Here is an 18,557-nt window from a genome sequence, read left to right on the forward strand (position 1 = left end):
AACTACAATCGGGGCCCTCATGAGCGCCGTATCCTTCCAGAACGTCACCAAGACCTACGCGTCGGGTGGTCGCACCGTCAACGCCCTCCGGGATGTTTCTTTTGACATCGCGGAGGGCGAATTCTTTGGTCTGCTGGGCCCCAACGGCGCTGGCAAGACCACCCTCATCAGCATCCTCGCGGGCCTGAGCCGTGCCACGGGCGGGCGCGTCAGCGTGCTGGGCCATGAAGTGGTGAGTGACTATGCCCAGGCGCGTCGCCAGTTGGGCGTGGTGCCGCAAGAGCTGGTGTTCGACCCCTTCTTTTCGGTGCGTGAAACGCTGCGCATCCAGAGCGCCTACTTCGGCCTGCGCCGCAACGACGACTGGATCGACGAGTTGCTGAGCCACCTGGGCCTGAGCGACAAGGCCGAGGCCAACATGCGCCAGTTGTCCGGCGGCATGAAGCGCCGCGTGCTGGTGGCCCAGGCCCTGGTGCACCGCCCGCCCGTGATCGTGCTGGACGAGCCCACCGCCGGGGTGGATGTGGAGCTGCGTCAGACCCTGTGGCAGTTCATCGCCCGCCTCAACCGCGAGGGTCACACCGTCTTGCTCACCACCCACTACCTGGAAGAGGCCGAGGCCTTGTGCCACCGCATCGGCATGCTCAAGCAGGGCCAACTGGTGGCGCTGGACCGGACCTCGGCCTTGCTGGCCGACACCGCCTCCACCATGTTGCGCTTCAAAACCGACGACGCCTTGCCGCCCGAGGTGGCCGCCAGTGCCCGGGTCACAGGGCGCATCGTGCAGTGCGCCGCCCATGACGCGGCCGAGGTGGAGCGCGTGCTGGCCTGCCTGCGCCAGGCTGCCTGCCGCGTGGAGGACCTGGAGATCGGTCGTGCCGATCTGGAAGACGTGTTCGTGGCCATCATGCAGGGGCGCACCAGCCCGGCCACGGTGACCATGGCGGAGGTTGCGGCATGAGTTGGCTGGCTTCGTTCCAGGGCGCCCGCCCGCTGTTCGTCAAAGAGGTGCTGCGCTTCTGGAAGGTCAGCTTCCAGACCGTGGGCGCGCCCGTGCTCACCGCCGTGCTCTACCTGCTGATCTTCGGCCATGTGCTGGAAGACCATGTCGAAGTGTTCCCCGGCGTCAGCTACACCCGCTTCCTCATCCCGGGCCTGGTCATGATGAGCCTGTTGCAAAACGCCTTTGCCAACAGCTCGTCGTCGCTCATCCAGAGCAAGATCACGGGCAACCTGGTGTTTTTGCTGCTCACGCCCCTGTCTCATCGGGCTTGGTACCTGGCTTACGTGGGCGCGTCGCTGGCGCGGGGGCTCATGGTGGGCCTGGGGGTGCTGCTTGTCACGCTTTGGTTTGCGCGGCCTGGTCTGGCCGAGCCCTGGTGGATTCTGTGTTTTGCCGTGCTGGGCGGCACGCTGCTGGGTTCACTGGGCCTGATCGCGGGCCTGTGGGCCGACAAGTTCGACCAGATGGCGGCCTTCCAGAACTTCATCATCCTGCCCATGACCTTCCTGTCGGGCGTGTTCTATTCCGTGCACTCCCTGCCGCCGTTCTGGCAGGGTTTGTCGCACCTCAACCCATTTTTCTACCTGATCGACGGTTTTCGTCGCGGTTTTTTTGGCGTCAGCGATGTGAGCCCCTGGCTGAGCCTGGCCGTGGTGGGCCTGGCCACCACCTTCGTGGCCACGTGCGCACTGCACCTGCTGAAAACCGGCTACAAGATCCGTCACTGACCCTTTGGAGCACCCCATGGCCAATCCCACACCTGAGCAGGTTCAACAGTACATCGCCGCCGGTCTGCCCTGCGAACACCTGCAGGTGGAGGGGGATGGGCAGCACTTTTTTGCCACCATCGTCTCCGCCGAGTTCGATGGCAAGACCCGGATCGCCCGTCACCAGCGCGTGTACCAGGCCCTGGGCGATAGAATGCGCGCTGAGATCCACGCCTTGTCGATGAAGACGCTGACGCCCGCCGAATGGGCCCAGCAGCCTCGCTGAGTCGCGTTTCTCGCCCCACATCACCTTTTTGAAGGACCGGCGCGACCGCGGCTGAGGCGGGACGCGCCCTTTGTGTTTCATGGACAAACTCCTCATCCGCGGTGGTCGTCGCCTGCATGGCGAAGTGACGATTTCTGGTGCCAAGAATGCCGCCTTGCCCGACCTGTGCGCCACCTTGCTGGCCGCCGAGCCGGTGACGCTGCACAACGTGCCGCGCCTCAAGGATGTGGGCACCACGCTCAAGCTGCTGGCCAACATGGGTGTCACCCACGAGGCCGACGTGGCCGATCCCAGCTGCATCACCCTGAACGCGGCCCAGGTGAACAACCCCGAGGCCCCGTACGAGCTGGTCAAGACCATGCGCGCCTCCATCCTGGTGCTGGGCCCGCTGCTGGCGCGCTTTGGCCGCGCACGCGTGTCGCTGCCAGGCGGTTGCGCGATTGGTTCGCGCCCGGTCGATCAACACATCAAGGGCTTGCAGGCCATGGGCGCCCAGATCACTGTCGAACACGGCTACATCGAGGCCGTGGTGCCGGGTGGTGCCGATGGTCAGCCGGGTCGCCTCAAGGGCGCGCGCATCACGACCGACATGGTCACCGTCACGGGCACCGAAAACCTGATGATGGCCGCCACCCTGGCCGAGGGTGAAACCGTGCTGGAAAACGCCGCACAAGAGCCCGAGATCGTCGACCTGGCGAACCTGCTGATCGCCATGGGTGCCAAGATCGAAGGCGCGGGCACGCACCGGGTGCGCATCCAGGGCGTCGAGCGCCTGCACGGCCTCACGGCCGACAACGCCCACCACATCATCCCTGACCGGATCGAGACCGGCACCTTCCTGTGCGCCGTGGGCGCTGCCGGGGGCGACGTCACGCTGCGCCGCACCGACGCCGACCAGCTCGAAGCCGTCATCGAGAAGCTGCGCGAAGCGGGTGTCGAAGTGGAGGTGGGCGAGGGCTGGATGCGCGTGGTGGGTGGCGGTCGGCCCAAGGCCGTGGGCTTCCGTACCAAAGAGCACCCCGGTTTCCCGACCGACATGCAGGCCCAGTTCATGGCACTGGACTGCATCGCCGAAGGCACGGCGGCCATCCACGAGACCATCTTCGAAAACCGCTTCATGCACGTCAACGAGCTGATCCGCCTGGGTGCCAAGATCGAGGTGGACGGGCACAGCGCCATCGTCACCGGCGTGCCGCGCCTGTCGGGCGCCACCGTCATGGCCACCGACCTGCGCGCCTCGGCCAGCCTGGTGATCGCCGGCCTGGTGGCCGAGGGCGAAACCCTGGTCGACCGCATCTACCACCTCGACCGCGGTTACGACCGCATGGAAGAGAAACTGCGCGGCATCGGTGCCGACATCACCCGCGTCAAGGAAGAGGCCTGAGCATGATCACCCTTGCCCTGTCCAAAGGCCGCATCTTCGAAGAGACCCTGCCGCTGCTGGCCGCTGCCGGCATCCAGGTGCTGGAAGACCCTGAAAAGTCGCGCAAGCTGATCCTGCCGACCAACCGCGATGATGTGCGCGTGGTGCTGGTGCGCGCCACCGACGTGCCCACCTACGTGCAGCATGGCGGCGCCGACATCGGCGTGGCCGGCAAAGACATCCTGATCGAGCACGCTGGTAGCCAGGACGGCAGCGACGGCCTGTACCAGCCGCTCGATTTGAACATCGCCAAGTGCCGCATGAGCGTGGCCGTGCGTGCTGATTTCGACTACCACGCGGCCGTCAAGCAAGGCGCCCGCATCCGCGTGGCCACCAAGTACACCAGCATCGCGCGTGAGCACTTCGCCAACAAGGGCGTGCACGTGGACCTGATCAAGCTGTACGGCTCGATGGAGCTGGCCCCGCTGACGGGTCTGGCCGATGCCATCGTCGACCTGGTCTCCACCGGCAACACCCTCAAGGCGAACAAGCTGATCGAGGTGGAAGAAATCATGCAGATCAGCTCGCGTCTGGTGGTCAACCAGGCCTCGCTCAAGCTCAAGCGCGAGGCCATCCGCCAGATGATCGATGCCTTCGCGTCGGCCATCCCGGCCTGATTCACTATCGAGTCCATCAAGACAAGTCATCAGCACGGCGCCTCAGGGGCCGTGATTTCTGAGATCCTCTGCGCATGACCGTCCAGATTCGTCACCTCGCCACCACCCAGCCCGACTTCGATGCCGCCTTCCAGCAGGTGCTGCATTGGTCGGCCGACACCGACACCGCCATCGAGCAGCGCGTGGCCGACATCCTGGCCGACGTGCGCACCCGGGGCGATGCCGCCGTGCTGGAGTACACCGCGCGCTTCGACCAGGTCACGGCGCCCGCCATGTCGGCGCTGGAGCTGACCCAGGTCGAGCTCAAGGCCGCCTTTGACAGCCTGCCCGCCGTGCAGCGCGAGGCCCTGGAAAGTGCCGCCCGACGCGTTCGCAGCTACCACGAGCGCCAGAAAGAGGCCTGTGGCCAGAGCTGGCAATACCGCGACGAAGACGGCACCCTGCTGGGCCAGAAGGTCACGCCGCTGGACCGCGTGGGCATCTACGTGCCGGGTGGCAAGGCCGCCTACCCCTCGTCGGTGCTGATGAACGCCATTCCGGCCCATGTGGCTGGGGTGGGCGAGATCATCATGGTCGTGCCCACACCGAAGGGCGAGAAGAACCCCCTGGTGCTGGCCGCCGCCTACGTGGCCGGTGTCTCCCGCGCCTTCACCATCGGCGGCGCGCAGGCCGTGGCCGCACTGGCCTACGGCACCGCCACCGTGCCGAAGGTGGACAAGATCACTGGCCCGGGCAATGCCTATGTGGCCAGCGCCAAGAAGCACGTGTTCGGCACGGTGGGCATCGACATGATCGCCGGCCCCAGCGAGATCCTCGTGCTGGCCGACGGCTCCACGCCGCCCGACTGGGTGGCCATGGACCTGTTCAGCCAGGCCGAGCACGACGAGCTGGCGCAAAGCATCCTGCTGTGCCCCGACGCCGCCTATATCGCCAAGGTGCAGGCCGAGATCGGCCGCCTGCTGCCCACCATGCCCCGCGCCGACATCATCCGCGCCTCGCTGGAAGGGCGGGGCGCCTTGATCCTGACACGGAGCATGGACGAGGCCTGCGAGATCAGCAACCGCATCGCGCCCGAGCACCTGGAGGTGTCGAGCAACGACCCGCACCGCTGGGAGCCGCTGCTCAAGCACGCCGGCGCCATCTTCCTGGGCGCCTACACCAGCGAAAGCCTGGGCGACTATTGCGCCGGCCCCAACCACGTGCTGCCCACCTCGGGCACTGCGCGCTTCTCGTCGCCCCTGGGCGTGTACGACTTCCAGAAGCGCAGCAGCCTGATCGAGGTGAGTGAAGCCGGTGCCCAGGTGCTGGGCCAGACCGCCGCCGTGCTGGCCTACGGTGAAGGGCTGCAGGCCCATGCCCAGGCCGCCGAGTTCCGTTTGAAAGACCGCGCCAAGACATGAGCACCCCCTCTGCCACTGCCATGAGTCTGCTCGACGTCTTCCGCCCCGATGTGCTGGCCATGCACGCCTATGTCGTGCAGGACGCGGCCGGCTTCATCAAGCTCGACGCGATGGAGAATCCCTTCACCCTGCCGCCAGCCTTGCAGGCGCAACTGGGTGAGCGCCTGGGCCAGGTGGCGCTGAACCGCTACCCCGGCACCCGCGTGAACGACCTGCATGCGGCCTTGCGCGCCCACGCCCGCATCCCGGCCGACATGGGCCTGGTGCTGGGCAATGGCTCGGACGAGCTGATCTCGCTCTTGTCGGTGGCCTGCGCCAAGCCTGGGGCGGTGGCCCTGGCGCCGCTGCCTGGCTTCGTCATGTACGAGGCCTTTGCCAAGCAGACGGGCATGCGTTTTGTGGGCGTGCCCCTCACGCCTGATTTCGAGCTCGATGGCCCGGCCATGCTGGCCGCCATCCGCGAGCACCAGCCAGCCATCACCTACATCGCCTACCCCAACAACCCCACAGCCAACCTGTGGGACGACGCGGTCATCGACCAGATCATCCAGGCCGTGTCGGCCAATGCCGAGGCCGGCCATCCTGGCCTGGTCATCATCGACGAGGCCTACCAGCCCTTCGCCAGCCAGAGTTTCCACGACCGGCTGGCCCAGCATCCGAATGTGCTGCTGATGCGCACCTTGTCGAAGTTCGGGCTGGCGGGCGTGCGCCTGGGCTACATGATGGGTCGGGCTGACTTGATCGAGCAGGTCGAAAAAGTGCGCCCGCCCTACAACGTCAGTGTGCTCAACGTCGAGGCCGCGCTGTTCGCGCTGGAGCACGCCGACGAGTTCGCCCGACAGGCTGAGCTGATCAAAACCGAGCGCCAGCGCCTCATGGCGGCGCTGGCCACCATGCCCGGCGCCCGTGCCTTCCCCAGCGAGGCCAACATGATCCTCGTGCGGGTGAACGACGCCGCTGGCACCTTTGCCGCCTTGAAATCTCGTGGCATCCTCATCAAAAACGTGTCCGGATTACACCAATTGCTGGCAAACTGTGTACGTTTGACCGTTGGTACGCCGTCGGAAAATGACGCGCTCATCGCTGCTTTGTCCGATATCCTGCGCGAACCCTTGATTCAACCCGCTTCATGACTGCTCCCGACCAGGCCGCTGCCGCGTGCAGCGCCGACCGTGTGGCCGAGGTCACACGCCACACCGCTGAAACCCAGATCACCGTGCGCGTCAATTTGGATGGCACGGGTGCCGCCAAGCTGCACACCGGCATCGGTTTTTTCGACCACATGCTGGACCAGATCGCCCGCCATGGCCTCATCGATCTGGACATTCACGCCGTGGGCGACCTGCACATCGACGGCCACCACACGGTGGAAGACGTGGGCATCACCCTGGGCCAGGCCTTTGCCAAGGCCGTGGGCGACAAAAAAGGCATCCGTCGCTACGGTCATGCCTACGTGCCGCTGGATGAAGCCCTGTCGCGCGTGGTGATTGATTTCTCGGGCCGCCCCGGCCTGCACATGGACATCCCGTTCACCGCAGGCAGCATCGGCGGCTTCGACACCCAGCTCACGTTCGAGTTTTTCCAGGGTTTCGTGAACCACGCGGGCGTCACGCTGCACATCGACAACCTCAAAGGCAGCAACGCGCACCACCAGTGTGAAACGGTGTTCAAGGCCTTTGCCCGTGCCGTGCGTGGCGCGCTCGAGCGCGATCCCCGCATGGCTGGTGTCGTGCCCTCCACCAAGGGTTCGCTGTGAGCCAGCCCTCGACGGTGGCCGTGGTGGACTACGGCATGGGCAACCTGCGTTCGGTTTCGCAGGCGGTTGAGCACGTGGCCCGTGACCTGAACACCCGCGTGGTGGTCACCAACCACCCTGATGACATCCGCGCCGCCAGCCGTGTGGTGCTGCCAGGGCAGGGCGCGATGCGCGACTGCATGCGCGAGCTGCGCGAGGCCCATGGCGGCGAACTGCTGGGCGCCGTGCTGGAGGCGGCCGCCACCAAGCCCCTGATGGGCGTGTGTGTGGGCATGCAGATGCTGCTGGACCACTCCGAAGAGCAAGACACGCCAGGCCTCGGGCTGATCCCGGGCCAGGTGGTGCGCTTTCGGCTGGAGGGGCAAACCCAGCCCGACGGCAGCCGCTACAAGGTGCCGCAGATGGGCTGGAACACCGTCACGCAAACCCGCCAGGCCGGAGCCTGGGATGGCCAGCCGCACCCAGTGTGGGGCGCAGTGCCCGACGAGGCGCATTTCTACTTCGTTCACAGCTACCATGCGCGGGTGGACAATCCCCTGCACAGTGCCGGCGAAACCGAATACGGTGTCCGCTTTACCTGTGCGGTTGCCAGGGATAACATCTTTGCGACCCAGTTTCACCCCGAGAAAAGCGCCGAGCACGGGTTGGCGCTGTATCGGAACTTTCTTTTGTGGCACCCCTGAGCCTGCCTCGGTGTCGATTTGTTTCTCCTCACTCCCGCACCACAGCCATGCTGCTGATTCCTGCGATTGACCTGAAAGACGGCAAATGCGTTCGCCTCAAGCAAGGCGATATGAACGACTCCACCACCTTCGGTGAAGACCCGGCCGCCATGGCCCGGCGCTGGCTGGATGCCGGTGCGCGTCGTCTGCACCTGGTGGACCTCAACGGAGCGTTCGCGGGCAAGCCGGTCAACGAAGCGGCCATCAAGTCCATCATCAAAGAGGTGGGCGATGAAATCCCGGTGCAGTTGGGTGGCGGCATCCGCGACCTCGACACCATCGAGCGTTACCTGGACGGTGGCCTGAGCTACGTCATCATCGGCACGGCCGCGGTCAAGAACCCCGGCTTCCTGCGCGATGCCTGTACCGCGTTTGGCGGCCACATCATCGTCGGCCTGGACGCCAAGGATGGCAAGGTGGCCACCGATGGCTGGAGCAAGCTATCGGGCCACGAGGTCATCGACCTGGCCAAAAAGTTCGAAGACTATGGCGTTGAAGGCGTCATCTACACCGACATCGGCCGCGACGGCATGCTCACGGGCATCAACATCGAGGCCACGGTCAAGCTGGCCCAGGCCCTGACCATCCCGGTCATCGCCTCGGGTGGCCTGTCCAACATCAAGAACATCGAAGAGCTCTGCGCGGTCGAAGACGAAGGTGTCGAGGGTGTGATCTGCGGTCGCGCCATTTACAGCGGCGACCTGGATTTCGCCGCCGCCCAAAAGCGCGCCGACGAACTCAACGGCCAATCCTGATGCTGGCCAAACGCATCATCCCCTGCCTGGACGTGACCGGCGGGCGGGTCGTCAAAGGCGTCAACTTCGTCGAGTTGCGCGACGCCGGTGACCCGGTCGAAATCGCCGCGCGCTACAACGAACAGGGCGCTGACGAACTCACCTTCCTGGACATCACCGCCACCAGCGACGGGCGCGACCTGATCCTGCACATCATCGAGTCTGTGGCCTCGCAGGTCTTCATCCCCCTCACGGTGGGGGGCGGTGTGCGCACGGTCGATGACGTTCGCCGCCTGCTCAACGCGGGCGCCGACAAGGTCAGCTTCAACTCGGCGGCCATTGCCAACCCGCAGGTCATCCGCGACGCGTCTGACAAGTATGGCTCGCAGTGCATCGTCGTGGCCATCGACGCCAAGCGGCGCCAGGGCGACGACCTGGCGGCCCGTGGCCCCGGCTGGGACGTGTACAGCCATGGCGGTCGCAAGAACGTGGGGCTGGATGCCGTGGCTTGGGCCCGGCAGATGGCCGAGCACGGTGCTGGCGAGATCCTGCTGACCAGCATGGACCGCGACGGCACCAAATCCGGCTTCGATCTGGAGCTCACCCGGGCCGTCAGCGATGGCGTCAGCGTGCCCGTGATCGCCTCCGGCGGCGTGGGCAACCTCGACCACCTGGCCGATGGCGTGCAGCAGGGCGGCGCCGATGCGGTGCTGGCGGCCAGCATCTTCCACTACGGCGAATACACCGTGGGCCAGGCCAAGGCCTTGATGGCCCAGCGCGGCATACCGGTGCGGCGCTGAGGCTGGGGGCCCAGGCAGGGCTTAAGGGAGTTCACGAAGGCCGCCGCAAGCGGCCTTTCGCTTGTTCGTGACGGACATCACACCTTGACGTTGCGTGTCTGTGTGGCCACCTCACGCCGAGACGATGACGGCCGTAATCTCTTCCATACAGTCACACGGAGAGCGCGCATGTCACATGGCCGATTCAAACCCTTGTCGCTGAGCAGCCTGGCGGTGGCGCCCAGCTTGCCGGACACCCAACGACACGCCCGTCCCGAAGACCCGGCGCTGAGCTTGCTGACAGACCTGTGTCACAGCGCCTGCGTGGTGGCCGGCCACCGTGATCGCCTGGACCAGACGCTGCACCTGATGATGCGTGCAGGCGTGCGCATGGTGTTTGTGGCGGGCGCCGATGGGGCGCTGGTGGGCATGGTCACCGCAGAGGACCTGCAAGGTGAGCGTCCGGTGGTGAGGGCATCAAGCCATCACGTGCCGCACAGTGAGTTGACCGTGAGCGATGTGATGGTGCCGCTGCACCGGTGGCCCACGGTGGACCTGGGTCGGGTGCGCACCGCGCGCCTGGGCGAGATTGCAGCCACCATGCACGAGCATGGTCTGCGCTACCTGCTGGTGACGCAGACCAAACATGGCCAGACCACCTTGCGCGGTCTGTTTTCTGCCAGCCGGCTGGAGCGCGCCATGCAAACCGTGATCGACAGCGACCTGCATTCGCAGAGCTTTGCCGAACTGGAGATGGCGCTGGCCCACGCCTGACGATCGGCCCTGGCCGCGCCGCACTGGGGCTCAGGCGGGGTTGTCGATGTCGATGAACTGGTGGCGCAGGCCCAGGCGGGTGGCCAGGTGTTCACCCACAGCCTGCACGCCATACCGCTCGCTGGCGTGATGACCGCAGGCCAGAAACGCCACCCCGGTTTCCCGGGCGTAGTGCGCCTGGGGCTCCGAGATTTCGCCGGTCAGGAACGCATCGGCCCCGGCAGCGATCGCGGCTTCAAAGTAGCCTTGGGCGCCGCCGCTGCACCACGCCACCCGCTGGATCGGACGCCCATCGCCGGGCACCACCACGGGGGGGCGTCCCAGTGCGGCGCTCACCCGGTGGCCCAGTTCGTCCAGCGACCAGGCGCGGGCGGTGTCCGTCGGGCCCACGAAGCCCAGGTCCTGATCACCGAATCGTCCATCGGCCACCAGTCCCAGTCGCTGTCCCCACTGGGCGTTGTTGCCCAGAGATTCATGCGCGTCCAGTGGCAGGTGATAGGCGATCAGGTTGATGTCATGGGCCAGCAGCCTGGCCAGGCGCTGCTTCATCCACCCGGTCACCCGGCCATCCTGCCCGCGCCAGAACAGCCCGTGGTGCACAAGGATGGTGTCGGCTCCCGCCGCAATGGCCGCATCGATCAACGCCAGGCTGGCGGTCACGCCAGTCACCACGTGGTGCACTTGGGCTCGCCCTTCGACCTGAAGGCCATTCGGCCCATAATCACGAAAACGGTCGGCCTGCAGCAATTGCTGCAGGTGCTCCAACAACACGGATCTTTCCATCACGGCTGGCCCTTTCGAGGCTGGTGAGTTCATGCGTTCAATCTGGTTGATTTTCGCCCAGACCGTCACGGTCCTGGTGGCGGCGGTGTTTGTCGTGGCCACATTTCGCCCACAGTGGCTCCAGCAGTGGTCTCCTCGCCAGATCCTGCCCGAGCCCACGGTGGCCGTGGCGCCGGCGCCCAGTGGCTCGGCGCCCTCAGGCGGCCTGGTCAGTTTCCGCGAGGCGGCCCGCCAGGCGTCGCCGGCCGTGGTCAGCATCGTCACCAGCTCCACGGCGGCCAGCAACCCCCACATGCGCGATCCGTGGTTCAGGTACTTCTTTGGCGACCGTCAGGCCCAGCCACAGTCCGGGGTGGGCTCCGGCGTGATCGTTTCGCCCGAGGGCTACATCCTGACCAACAACCATGTGATCGATCGCATGGACGACATCGAGGTGATCCTCACGGACGGCCGCAAGGCCTCGGCCAAGGTCATTGGCACCGACCCCGACACCGATCTGGCGGTGCTCAAGGTTGAACTGCCCCGCGTGCCGGCCATCGTCTTTGGCAATTCCGACCTCGTCGAAGTGGGCGATGCCGTGCTGGCCATCGGCAACCCGTTCGGCGTGGGGCAAACGGTCACGTCGGGCATCGTCAGCGCCCTGGGGCGCAACCAGCTGGGCATCAACACCTTCGAGAACTTCATCCAGACGGATGCCGCCATCAACCCCGGCAATTCAGGTGGCGCGCTGGTGGACGCGCAGGGCAACCTGATCGGCATCAACACGGCCATTTATTCGCGCTCTGGCGGCAACATGGGCATCGGCTTTGCCATCCCGGTGTCCACCGCCCGGCAGGTGATGGACAGCCTGATCCGCGAAGGCGCCGTCACCCGCGGCTGGATCGGCGTCGAGCCGCGCGACCTCACCCGCGAGATGGCCGAGACCTTCAACCTGCCCATGAGTGAAGGCGTGCTGATCACCGGGGTGTTGCACAACGGCCCGGCGGCCACGGGCGGCATTCGCCCGGGGGATGTGGTGGTTCAAGTGGGCGATCAGCCCGTGGCCAACACGGCCCAGTTGCTCAACGCCGTGGCGTCGCTCAAGCCGGGGGACTCTGCCCGGGTTCGCATCCAGCGCGGTGGCGACGAGCGCGAAGTCACCGTGGTGGTGGGCACGCGCCCACGTCAGGCCGTGCAGTTGCCGCGCGAGGACGTCGAGGAAGAGTGATCAGGGCGAGGCCGACGGCGTTTCGGCTTCGTCTTCCGGCGCCCGGGTGTGTCTCACAAACAGGTGGGCGGCCCAGATGCCCGCTTCGTACAGGATGCACATGGGAATGGCCAGCGCCAGTTGGGACACGACATCAGGGGGTGTCACGACGGCGGCGATGACAAAGGCCACCACGATGAAGTAGCTGCGAAAGCTCTTGAGCTTTTCGACCGACACCATGCCCAGGCGCACCAGGATGACCAGCGCCACCGGTACTTCGAACGCCGCACCAAACGCCAGGAACATGTTGAGCACGAAGCTCAGGTAGGCCTCGATGTCTGGCGCCGCCGTGATGCTCTTGGGCGCGAACTCCTGGATGAAGGTGAAAACCTTGCCGAACACAAAGAAGTAGCAAAAGGCCACTCCCGCGTAAAACAGCAAGGTGCTGGAAATGATCAGCGGGGCCACCAGCCGTTTTTCGTGACCGTAAAGGCCCGGCGCCACGAAGCCCCAGACCTGGTACAGCACCGCGGGCAGCGCCAGCATGAACGCCGCCAGCATGGTCACCTTGATCGGCACCATGAAGGGCGAAATGGGGTTGGTGGCGATCAAGGTGGCGCCGGCGGGCAAGTGGGCCACCAGCGGCATCGCCAGCCAGTCGTACAGGCCGGACGGAGACGGGTAAATGGCCAGCACCACGAAGGCGATGGCCACCGCGATGAGGGCTTTCACGAGCCGGTCACGCAACTCGATGAGGTGAGCGATGAAGGGTTGCTCAGCGCCCTCGGGCGTGTCGGGGTTGGATGGTTGATCGCTCACGGGGTATGACTGCAAGGGCTGACGCTGACCAGTGGCTCAGCGTTGGGGGGGGCGAAACCGGGCGACACGGGCCGCGCCCGACTGGGCGTGACGTCGAACGCCGTGGCGCTGCTTGTACCAAAGGGGCGTGGCACCCCGTTTCAGGCGCCAGTTCTTGCGCACTGGCGGTGCGGCGCTCAGGTACGGCGAGGGCAGGTCGTTGTAGTAGCTGCCCTGCGCGCCTTCGTGAGACTCCTGGAACGGATCCAGACCCTCGCGCAAACTGCTCTGAGCGTCATCAAGACCATCCTGGACGGACCGCCCCAGGTCACTGGCGGCGGTCTGCACATCGGTTTTCATCTTGCGCAACTCTTCCAGCTCCATGGAGCGATTGACCTCGCTCTGGACCTGAGAAACGTAGCGCTGTGCTTTGCCCACCAGCACGCCGACCGTGCGGGCCACCTTGGGCAAACGTTCAGGCCCCAGCACCACCAGGGCCACGGCGCCGATGAGCATCAGCTTGTCGAAACCGAAATCGATCATGAATCAGTCCTTGTGTGCCCCCAGGGGGCGTCATCAACTCAGGACTTGGTCTTGGTTTCGACGTCGATGGTCTGAGACGACTGTTGGGTCGACTGGTTCACCTGGGCCTGATCGGCGGGCGCGCCGTCTCTCATGCCGTCTTTGAAGCCTTTGACGGCCGAACCCAGGTCGGTTCCCATGTTCTTGAGCTTTTTGGTGCCAAACACCAGAACCACGATGAGCAGCACGATCACCCAGTGCCAAATGCTGAACGTTCCCATGATCACACTCCACAAACGGCCGACTTGCGACCAACAGACTACCGCCACCGATCAGAATCGGCCCAGGCCCCCGTGGCAGGTGAGGGCGCAGGCCGGCCATTCAAGTTTGGCTGTTCACGGCGTGGCCTTGGGGGCCGTTCGCCGCGCAAATTCTTCCAGCCCTGACAACCCTTCGCGCCGGGCCAGTTCCTGGATCACCTCATCAGGACCGAGACCCAGGTGCGACATGGCCACCATGCTGTGAAACCACAGGTCGGCCATTTCGCCCACCAAGGCCTGCCGAGCCTGGGCATCCGCCGGCGCGTGATCGAGGTCCTTGGCGGCCATGACGGCCTCGGTGGCTTCTTCGCCCACCTTTTTCAGGATGGCGTCGGTGCCCTTGTGGAACAGCCTGGCCACGTAACTGGCCTCAGGGTTCCCGCCTTTGCGGGATTCGATCACCTGCGCCAAGCGTTGCAACACATCCGCAGCGGTCATGTCGTGATGACTCATTTACTTGTAAATCCGTTCTGGGTCTTTGAGGACGGGGTCCACCGACGTCCATTGCCCATTGTCGTACTTCTGGAAGAAACAACTGTGACGCCCGGTGTGACACGCAATGCCGGGGTCATGGCCCAGTTGGGTCACGCGCAGCAGCACGACATCGTTGTCGCAATCCAGCCGAATGTCGTGCACCTTCTGAATGTGGCCAGACTCTTCGCCCTTGTGCCACAGCCGCTGCCGCGAGCGGCTCCAGTACACGGCCTCGCCTTTTTCGGCCGTCAACGCCAAAGCCTGCCGGTTCATCCAGGCAAACATCAACACATCGCCAGTTTGGTCTTCCTGGGCAATCACAGGGACCAGACCATTTTCGTCCCAGCGCACATCATCCAACCAGTTCATGAACAGCAGTGTAGCAATCGGGGGGCCAGCCTCCACCACAACGTGCGAGTTCGCGTCTCGGACGACAATGAAGGCTCTTGACTCATGACGCCCAAGTGGGCCCCCTCAGCGATGCCTTCGTCTTCTTCCTTGCTGGCCCTCACGATGGGCGATCCCTGTGGCATCGGCCCAGAGCTGATTGCCCGCTGGTGGGCCGCACAGACCGGACCGCGCCAGGCCCTGGTGCTGGGCTGCCCCCAGTGGATGGCCCAGGTGGCGGCGTGGTGCGCCCCGCAGTTGAAGGTGGTGACCGTGACGGGGCCCGAGGCCCTGCCAGGCTTGGCGCACGACGCCATGGCGGTGTGTGCGCCGCCGGGCCTGCCCCCGGATGTGCCAGCGCTGCCCCCCGGGCAGGTGGACGCCCGCGCTGGGCAGGCCGCGGCCGCCTGTGTGCGCCATGCGGTGCGCCTGGCGCGCGACGGCGTGGTGGGCGGCATGGTCACCGCGCCATTGCACAAAGAGGCGCTGGCCCTGGCGGGCGAGCCGTACCCGGGACACACCGAGCTCCTCCAGGCCGAGGGCGCGCCTGCTGGACACCCGCCCTTGTCGGTGCGGATGATGCTGGCCAACGACCAGCTCAAGACCGTGCTGGTCACCATCCACATGGGGCTGCGCGACGCCATCGAGGCCATCACGCTCGACGCGGTGCTGAGCACCGTGCGCATCACCCATCAGTCTGCACCAAACTGGTGCGGATCGGGCTCGCCGCGCATCGCGGTCGCGGGATTGAATCCCCATGCGGGCGAGGGCGGTTTGTTCGGTACGGAAGAGCAACAGATCATCGCGCCAGCCATCGCGCTGGCCCGCGCCGAAGGCATCGACGTCAGTGGCCCCTACGCCCCCGACACGATCTTCATGCGGGCCCGCCACGCGCCACCTCAGCACCCGGGTGAGTTCGATGTGGTGGTGGCGATGTACCACGACCAGGGGCTGATCCCGGTGAAGTACCTGGGGCTGGACGAGGGTGTCAACATCACCCTGGGTCTGCCGTTTGTGCGCACCAGCCCTGACCACGGCACCGCCTTCGATCTGGTGGGCACCGGACGGGCCGATCCATCGAGTTTTTCGGCGTCCGTCCGAATGGCGCGCCGCATGCTGGACGGCCGTCTTCAGGCCGCGTCGCGCGGGCGCTGACCTGTTTGAAGGGCGGCCAGTTGCCGGCGTGCCCGCACCGTGGCACGTTCAATCAACTCGGCCTGTTCAAAGGCGCGGAAGCGTCCGCTGTCGCACATCTTGGCCAGGGTGCGCGCGGTCAGCGAGATCGTTTTTTTGTGCATCCCACCGTGGGTGAAGATGAAAAAGGTCCGCCCTTCACTGACCCAGGTCAGACGCACTTTTTTCCACTGCCCCTGCATCATCATCTGGTAGGCCGTGCCTTTCTGGATGTGATGCACCAGCTGCAGGCCCTGTGCGGGTGGCGGTGGGCTGTCGAGGTCGATGTCCAGTTCGGCCAGGCTGGGGTCCGTGCCCGGCGGATCGCACAGATTGATGTCCAGCGCGGCCTCTTCGGCCACGGCCGCCTCGGACACCAACCCCGCCTGCGCGGCTTCTTGCGGCGTGAATGCGCCCACCACGGTCAGGGTGGGCGGGCTGCGCACATCGGTGCTTTCTGCCGGCAAGGGGTCGTTGGCCGCCTCGTCCCGGGAGGGGATCTTGATCTGCTCGACCTTGTTGAGGCGGTGCTCCAGCATGCGCTGGGTCAGGTCGTGGGCAGGCGCTGCCTTCAGGCATTCGGCGTGGGCTGGCAGCAACTGCGCAAAAAAAGCCTGTTTGGCGTCCTCGGGCCACTGAATCAAGCCCATGCCTTCGTTGAGGTCCTTCATCAACTTCGGCAGCTTCAGCAGGAATGCCTTGCGCAGTTGCGGGTGCCCCTTGGGCTGCACGCTCAGCACCAACTCCCGTCCGGCCTCTTTCATCCGCTGGGCCAGCGCCGACTGCGGCCCCTCGCGGGAGGCGGCCATCACCTGCACCTGGCTCCAGATTTGCGTCAGAAACTCCCGCACGAAGGTCGGGAGCTCCACATCGGCCAGCTCTTTGTGCAAAACCTGCATGTAGCGCTGGTGCACCCGCAGGTCGGCCTCGCGCCCCATCAGCATCGACTGGATGGCGCCGACGTCGTCGTCATCGGCGGCCTGCATGCTGTCGATGAAGGATTCCAGCTCCACCAGCTTGGCCTCGTAGAGGTCCATGCGCTCGAAGTCGCCCTCCACCACCTCGCTGACCAGGTTCGTGACGCGTTGCACGCATTCCAGCCCGGCGCCGCTGTCCAGGTCGTCGAACGCTGCAGACAGGTTGGCGATGCGGTTGACGAAGCGCCGAACCGGGTGCCGCCGCGAACTGAAGAAGCGAGAATCGCTCAGTGCCACCCTCAGCACAGGCATCTGCAGGCGCGCGATCTGCCGGGCCATCTGGGGGGCGACTTTGGGATCCGACAAGACCTGGTCGAACAAGGCGGCCACGATGTCGATGATCATCTGATCCAGCGGCGCGCCACCGCGGGCCTGAATCAGCTCCTCGCGGTGCGTGCGGATCATGTTGGGCGCCATCAGCGGGCCGGCAAAACCGGCGGCGGCCGTGGCATCGACACCACCCGCCCCCAAAGCGGCGGTCTCTACGGGCCCCGCCGCCCCGCCGGCCGCCATGTTGACCATGGCGATGCGGCGCAGCAGATCCTGAAAATCCGCGTTGCCCGCCGCCTCGGCCAAGGGGGCAGGCCCGGTGGCCGATCCCGGCATGGTGTGGGCGCCGTGGCTTTGGTCCTGCCAAGGTGTGGGCACCCCGAACATGTGGCTGAGCACCTGCGCCACGCGTTCTCCGGCGTGACCGCCTGGGCCGCCACCCATGGGCCGGGTGTGCAACTCGCCGCCCGTGGAAGAGGGAGAGGATGACGATGAGGCCAATGGCGCGGGCGCCGTTTGCAGACCCATGCCGCTGGTGGTGCTGGCCGTGGCACGGCGACGCACGGTGGGCGGCAGAGGCTCAATCCCCTGGCGCCGCAAGGCTCCCACCAATTGCTCGTAAGCGGGTGCTAAAGCGTCGGGCAAGAGCGTGGTCCACAGGTCGATCAGGGTCTGAACGGCGGGGCGCTCCACCCCCTCCCGGGCCAGGCTGTCCAGCAAGGCCTTGGTCACCACCTGAGGCCGGAAAGGGTGGGGCGGCGCCTCGTCGGTGTCGGTGGCCCCGCTCAGGGCGCTGAGCTGGGCATGAAGCGTGGCCAGGTGGGTGTCGCAGCGGGTGCTGACGGTTTGGGCCAGCCGATCGGCCGCTACCGACCGGTCGACCGTGTCGTCATCGACCAGACTGAGTGCCGACCAGTCCGGCGCTGCGCTCTCGCTCAGGGGGCTGTGGGCACTGTGCCGCCCCCACTTGTCCAGAGACTCTCGCATGGCCCGCGCAAACGCCGGCCACAACTTCGAGCGGCAGCGGGCCAACTGCTGCTCGGCATCCATCCATTCCTGGCGCTTGACCGCCTGCGTGCTGGCCGCGGCCAGGTGCGGGAGCTGGGTCAGGGAGCGATCCACCAGGTCGGCCACCGCCTGCTGGAACACGTCCAGGGCGGTCTGGGCAACGGCTTCGGTACGGTGATCGGTCACGGCTTTTTCCAGCGGGCTGTGGGCAGGTTCGCCCTCGGCGCTCCCAGGAGCACCTTCTCATCGTGATGTATCGGCCTGGACGGGAAAAACTGCAGCCTTGTTGCGAATTGTCACAAGCCGATGTGCGGGAATCTGTGCGGTCAGGGGGGGGCGTTGAAAAGCCGTTGACGCAAGACAGCAGACAATCGTTCTGAGACATTGCCGGGAGGGGGCTCAAGCTCCGATACAATAACCGGTTGACCCCATTCAATGTCATCGTCCCTCCAGTCCCT

21 protein-coding genes are annotated in these 18,557 nt (G+C 65.7%); 14 read left to right on the plus strand and 7 right to left on the minus strand.

Features of this window, described 5'->3' with window-relative positions:
- Positions 1-19 precede the first annotated feature (19 nt).
- From WNB94_RS12840 to WNB94_RS12895, 12 genes are all read left to right on the plus strand, one after another.
- Positions 20-961, plus strand: coding sequence for an ABC transporter ATP-binding protein (locus WNB94_RS12840; protein WP_341390800.1), 942 nt, complete (start codon positions 20-22; stop codon positions 959-961).
- Positions 958-1,731 (plus strand): ABC transporter permease, encoded by a 774-nt coding sequence (locus WNB94_RS12845; protein ID WP_341390801.1) that lies wholly within the window; start codon positions 958-960, stop codon positions 1,729-1,731. Before WNB94_RS12840 ends, WNB94_RS12845 begins: the two co-directional genes overlap by 4 nt.
- Before the next feature lie 16 nt (positions 1,732-1,747).
- Positions 1,748-1,996, plus strand: coding sequence for a BolA family protein (locus WNB94_RS12850; RefSeq protein ID WP_341390802.1), 249 nt, complete (start codon positions 1,748-1,750; stop codon positions 1,994-1,996).
- Between the two features lie 79 nt (positions 1,997-2,075).
- A complete protein-coding gene (gene murA, locus WNB94_RS12855; RefSeq protein ID WP_341390803.1) occupies positions 2,076-3,380 on the plus strand; it encodes a UDP-N-acetylglucosamine 1-carboxyvinyltransferase in 1,305 nt (434 codons plus the stop codon).
- 2 nt (positions 3,381-3,382) lie between these two features.
- Positions 3,383-4,036: an ATP phosphoribosyltransferase gene (gene hisG, locus WNB94_RS12860; RefSeq protein ID WP_341390804.1), complete on the plus strand. Its 654-nt coding sequence runs from the start codon at positions 3,383-3,385 to the stop codon at positions 4,034-4,036.
- 74 nt (positions 4,037-4,110) lie between these two features.
- The gene (hisD, locus tag WNB94_RS12865) at positions 4,111-5,436 is read left to right on the plus strand and encodes a histidinol dehydrogenase (RefSeq protein ID WP_341390805.1); all 1,326 of its coding nucleotides are present in this window, start codon (positions 4,111-4,113) and stop codon (positions 5,434-5,436) included.
- A complete protein-coding gene (gene hisC, locus WNB94_RS12870) occupies positions 5,433-6,569 on the plus strand; it encodes a histidinol-phosphate transaminase (protein ID WP_341390806.1) in 1,137 nt (378 codons plus the stop codon). Before hisD ends, hisC begins: the two co-directional genes overlap by 4 nt.
- The gene (gene hisB / locus WNB94_RS12875; protein WP_341390807.1) at positions 6,566-7,192 is read left to right on the plus strand and encodes an imidazoleglycerol-phosphate dehydratase HisB; all 627 of its coding nucleotides are present in this window, start codon (positions 6,566-6,568) and stop codon (positions 7,190-7,192) included. Before hisC ends, hisB begins: the two co-directional genes overlap by 4 nt.
- Positions 7,189-7,875 carry an imidazole glycerol phosphate synthase subunit HisH gene (hisH, locus tag WNB94_RS12880; RefSeq protein WP_341390808.1) on the plus strand — a complete coding sequence of 229 codons (687 nt, stop codon included), beginning with the start codon at positions 7,189-7,191 and terminating at the stop codon, positions 7,873-7,875. Before hisB ends, hisH begins: the two co-directional genes overlap by 4 nt.
- A 47-nt stretch (positions 7,876-7,922) precedes the next feature.
- Complete coding sequence (gene hisA, locus WNB94_RS12885) at positions 7,923-8,669, plus strand: 1-(5-phosphoribosyl)-5-[(5-phosphoribosylamino)methylideneamino]imidazole-4-carboxamide isomerase (RefSeq protein ID WP_341390809.1); 747 nt, start codon at positions 7,923-7,925, stop codon at positions 8,667-8,669.
- On the plus strand, positions 8,669-9,448 hold the full coding sequence (gene hisF / locus WNB94_RS12890) for an imidazole glycerol phosphate synthase subunit HisF (protein WP_341390810.1): 780 nt from the start codon (positions 8,669-8,671) through the stop codon (positions 9,446-9,448). The genes hisA and hisF overlap by 1 nt, the downstream gene beginning before the upstream one ends.
- A 168-nt stretch (positions 9,449-9,616) precedes the next feature.
- Positions 9,617-10,201 carry a CBS domain-containing protein gene (locus WNB94_RS12895; protein WP_341390811.1) on the plus strand — a complete coding sequence of 195 codons (585 nt, stop codon included), beginning with the start codon at positions 9,617-9,619 and terminating at the stop codon, positions 10,199-10,201.
- Positions 10,202-10,231: 30 nt separating this feature from the next.
- On the opposite strand, the gene WNB94_RS12900 is transcribed toward WNB94_RS12895, so the two are convergent.
- Complete coding sequence (locus WNB94_RS12900; protein ID WP_341390862.1) at positions 10,232-10,984, minus strand: Nif3-like dinuclear metal center hexameric protein; 753 nt, start codon at positions 10,982-10,984, stop codon at positions 10,232-10,234.
- Positions 10,985-11,015: 31 nt separating this feature from the next.
- Here WNB94_RS12900 and WNB94_RS12905 point away from each other — a divergent pair, with 31 nt between their 5' ends.
- The gene (locus tag WNB94_RS12905) at positions 11,016-12,191 is read left to right on the plus strand and encodes a S1C family serine protease (protein ID WP_341390812.1); all 1,176 of its coding nucleotides are present in this window, start codon (positions 11,016-11,018) and stop codon (positions 12,189-12,191) included.
- Here the strand turns inward: WNB94_RS12905 and tatC are convergent, their stop codons facing one another.
- The 5 genes from tatC to hisI form a co-directional block, all read right to left on the minus strand.
- Entirely contained in the window at positions 12,192-12,989 is a 798-nt protein-coding gene (gene tatC / locus WNB94_RS12910; protein ID WP_341390813.1) for a twin-arginine translocase subunit TatC, read from the minus strand.
- A gap of 36 nt (positions 12,990-13,025) precedes the next feature.
- Positions 13,026-13,511 carry a Sec-independent protein translocase protein TatB gene (gene tatB, locus WNB94_RS12915; protein ID WP_341390814.1) on the minus strand — a complete coding sequence of 162 codons (486 nt, stop codon included), beginning with the start codon at positions 13,509-13,511 and terminating at the stop codon, positions 13,026-13,028.
- 38 nt (positions 13,512-13,549) lie between these two features.
- The gene (tatA, locus tag WNB94_RS12920) at positions 13,550-13,771 is read right to left on the minus strand and encodes a Sec-independent protein translocase subunit TatA (RefSeq protein WP_341390815.1); all 222 of its coding nucleotides are present in this window, start codon (positions 13,769-13,771) and stop codon (positions 13,550-13,552) included.
- A 114-nt stretch (positions 13,772-13,885) separates the two neighbouring features.
- Positions 13,886-14,248, minus strand: coding sequence for a phosphoribosyl-ATP diphosphatase (locus WNB94_RS12925; protein WP_341390863.1), 363 nt, complete (start codon positions 14,246-14,248; stop codon positions 13,886-13,888).
- A gap of 15 nt (positions 14,249-14,263) precedes the next feature.
- Positions 14,264-14,653, minus strand: coding sequence for a phosphoribosyl-AMP cyclohydrolase (gene hisI / locus WNB94_RS12930; RefSeq protein WP_341390816.1), 390 nt, complete (start codon positions 14,651-14,653; stop codon positions 14,264-14,266).
- Positions 14,654-14,764: 111 nt separating this feature from the next.
- Between hisI and pdxA the strand changes: the two genes are divergently transcribed.
- Complete coding sequence (gene pdxA, locus WNB94_RS12935; RefSeq protein WP_341390817.1) at positions 14,765-15,826, plus strand: 4-hydroxythreonine-4-phosphate dehydrogenase PdxA; 1,062 nt, start codon at positions 14,765-14,767, stop codon at positions 15,824-15,826.
- Here pdxA and WNB94_RS12940 read toward each other — a convergent pair.
- Positions 15,802-18,285, minus strand: a complete 2,484-nt coding sequence (locus WNB94_RS12940; protein ID WP_341390818.1) for a DUF1631 family protein — start codon at positions 18,283-18,285, stop codon at positions 15,802-15,804. The genes pdxA and WNB94_RS12940 overlap by 25 nt on opposite strands.
- Positions 18,286-18,557: the final 272 nt, after the last annotated feature.

This window comes from Aquabacterium sp. A3, assembly GCF_038069945.1.
Taxonomy (GTDB): Bacteria; Pseudomonadota; Gammaproteobacteria; order Burkholderiales; family Burkholderiaceae_C; genus Aquabacterium.

Bases quoted from the DNA above. Each gene is read 5' to 3' on its own strand.
- WNB94_RS12840 (WP_341390800.1), top strand. From the start codon at position 20: ATGAGCGCCGTATCCTTCCAGAACGTCACCAAGACCTACGCGTCGGGT.
- WNB94_RS12845 (WP_341390801.1), top strand. From the start codon at position 958: ATGAGTTGGCTGGCTTCGTTCCAGGGCGCCCGCCCGCTGTTCGTCAAA.
- WNB94_RS12850 (WP_341390802.1), top strand. From the start codon at position 1,748: ATGGCCAATCCCACACCTGAGCAGGTTCAACAGTACATCGCCGCCGGT.
- murA (WP_341390803.1), top strand. From the start codon at position 2,076: ATGGACAAACTCCTCATCCGCGGTGGTCGTCGCCTGCATGGCGAAGTG.
- hisG (WP_341390804.1), top strand. From the start codon at position 3,383: ATGATCACCCTTGCCCTGTCCAAAGGCCGCATCTTCGAAGAGACCCTG.
- hisD (WP_341390805.1), top strand. From the start codon at position 4,111: ATGACCGTCCAGATTCGTCACCTCGCCACCACCCAGCCCGACTTCGAT.
- hisC (WP_341390806.1), top strand. From the start codon at position 5,433: ATGAGCACCCCCTCTGCCACTGCCATGAGTCTGCTCGACGTCTTCCGC.
- hisB (WP_341390807.1), top strand. From the start codon at position 6,566: ATGACTGCTCCCGACCAGGCCGCTGCCGCGTGCAGCGCCGACCGTGTG.
- hisA (WP_341390809.1), top strand. From the start codon at position 7,923: ATGCTGCTGATTCCTGCGATTGACCTGAAAGACGGCAAATGCGTTCGC.
- hisF (WP_341390810.1), top strand. From the start codon at position 8,669: ATGCTGGCCAAACGCATCATCCCCTGCCTGGACGTGACCGGCGGGCGG.
- WNB94_RS12895 (WP_341390811.1), top strand. From the start codon at position 9,617: ATGTCACATGGCCGATTCAAACCCTTGTCGCTGAGCAGCCTGGCGGTG.
- WNB94_RS12900 (WP_341390862.1), bottom strand. From the start codon at position 10,984: ATGGAAAGATCCGTGTTGTTGGAGCACCTGCAGCAATTGCTGCAGGCC.
- WNB94_RS12905 (WP_341390812.1), top strand. From the start codon at position 11,016: ATGCGTTCAATCTGGTTGATTTTCGCCCAGACCGTCACGGTCCTGGTG.
- tatB (WP_341390814.1), bottom strand. From the start codon at position 13,511: ATGATCGATTTCGGTTTCGACAAGCTGATGCTCATCGGCGCCGTGGCC.
- tatA (WP_341390815.1), bottom strand. From the start codon at position 13,771: ATGGGAACGTTCAGCATTTGGCACTGGGTGATCGTGCTGCTCATCGTG.
- WNB94_RS12925 (WP_341390863.1), bottom strand. From the start codon at position 14,248: ATGACCGCTGCGGATGTGTTGCAACGCTTGGCGCAGGTGATCGAATCC.
- hisI (WP_341390816.1), bottom strand. From the start codon at position 14,653: ATGAACTGGTTGGATGATGTGCGCTGGGACGAAAATGGTCTGGTCCCT.
- pdxA (WP_341390817.1), top strand. From the start codon at position 14,765: ATGCCTTCGTCTTCTTCCTTGCTGGCCCTCACGATGGGCGATCCCTGT.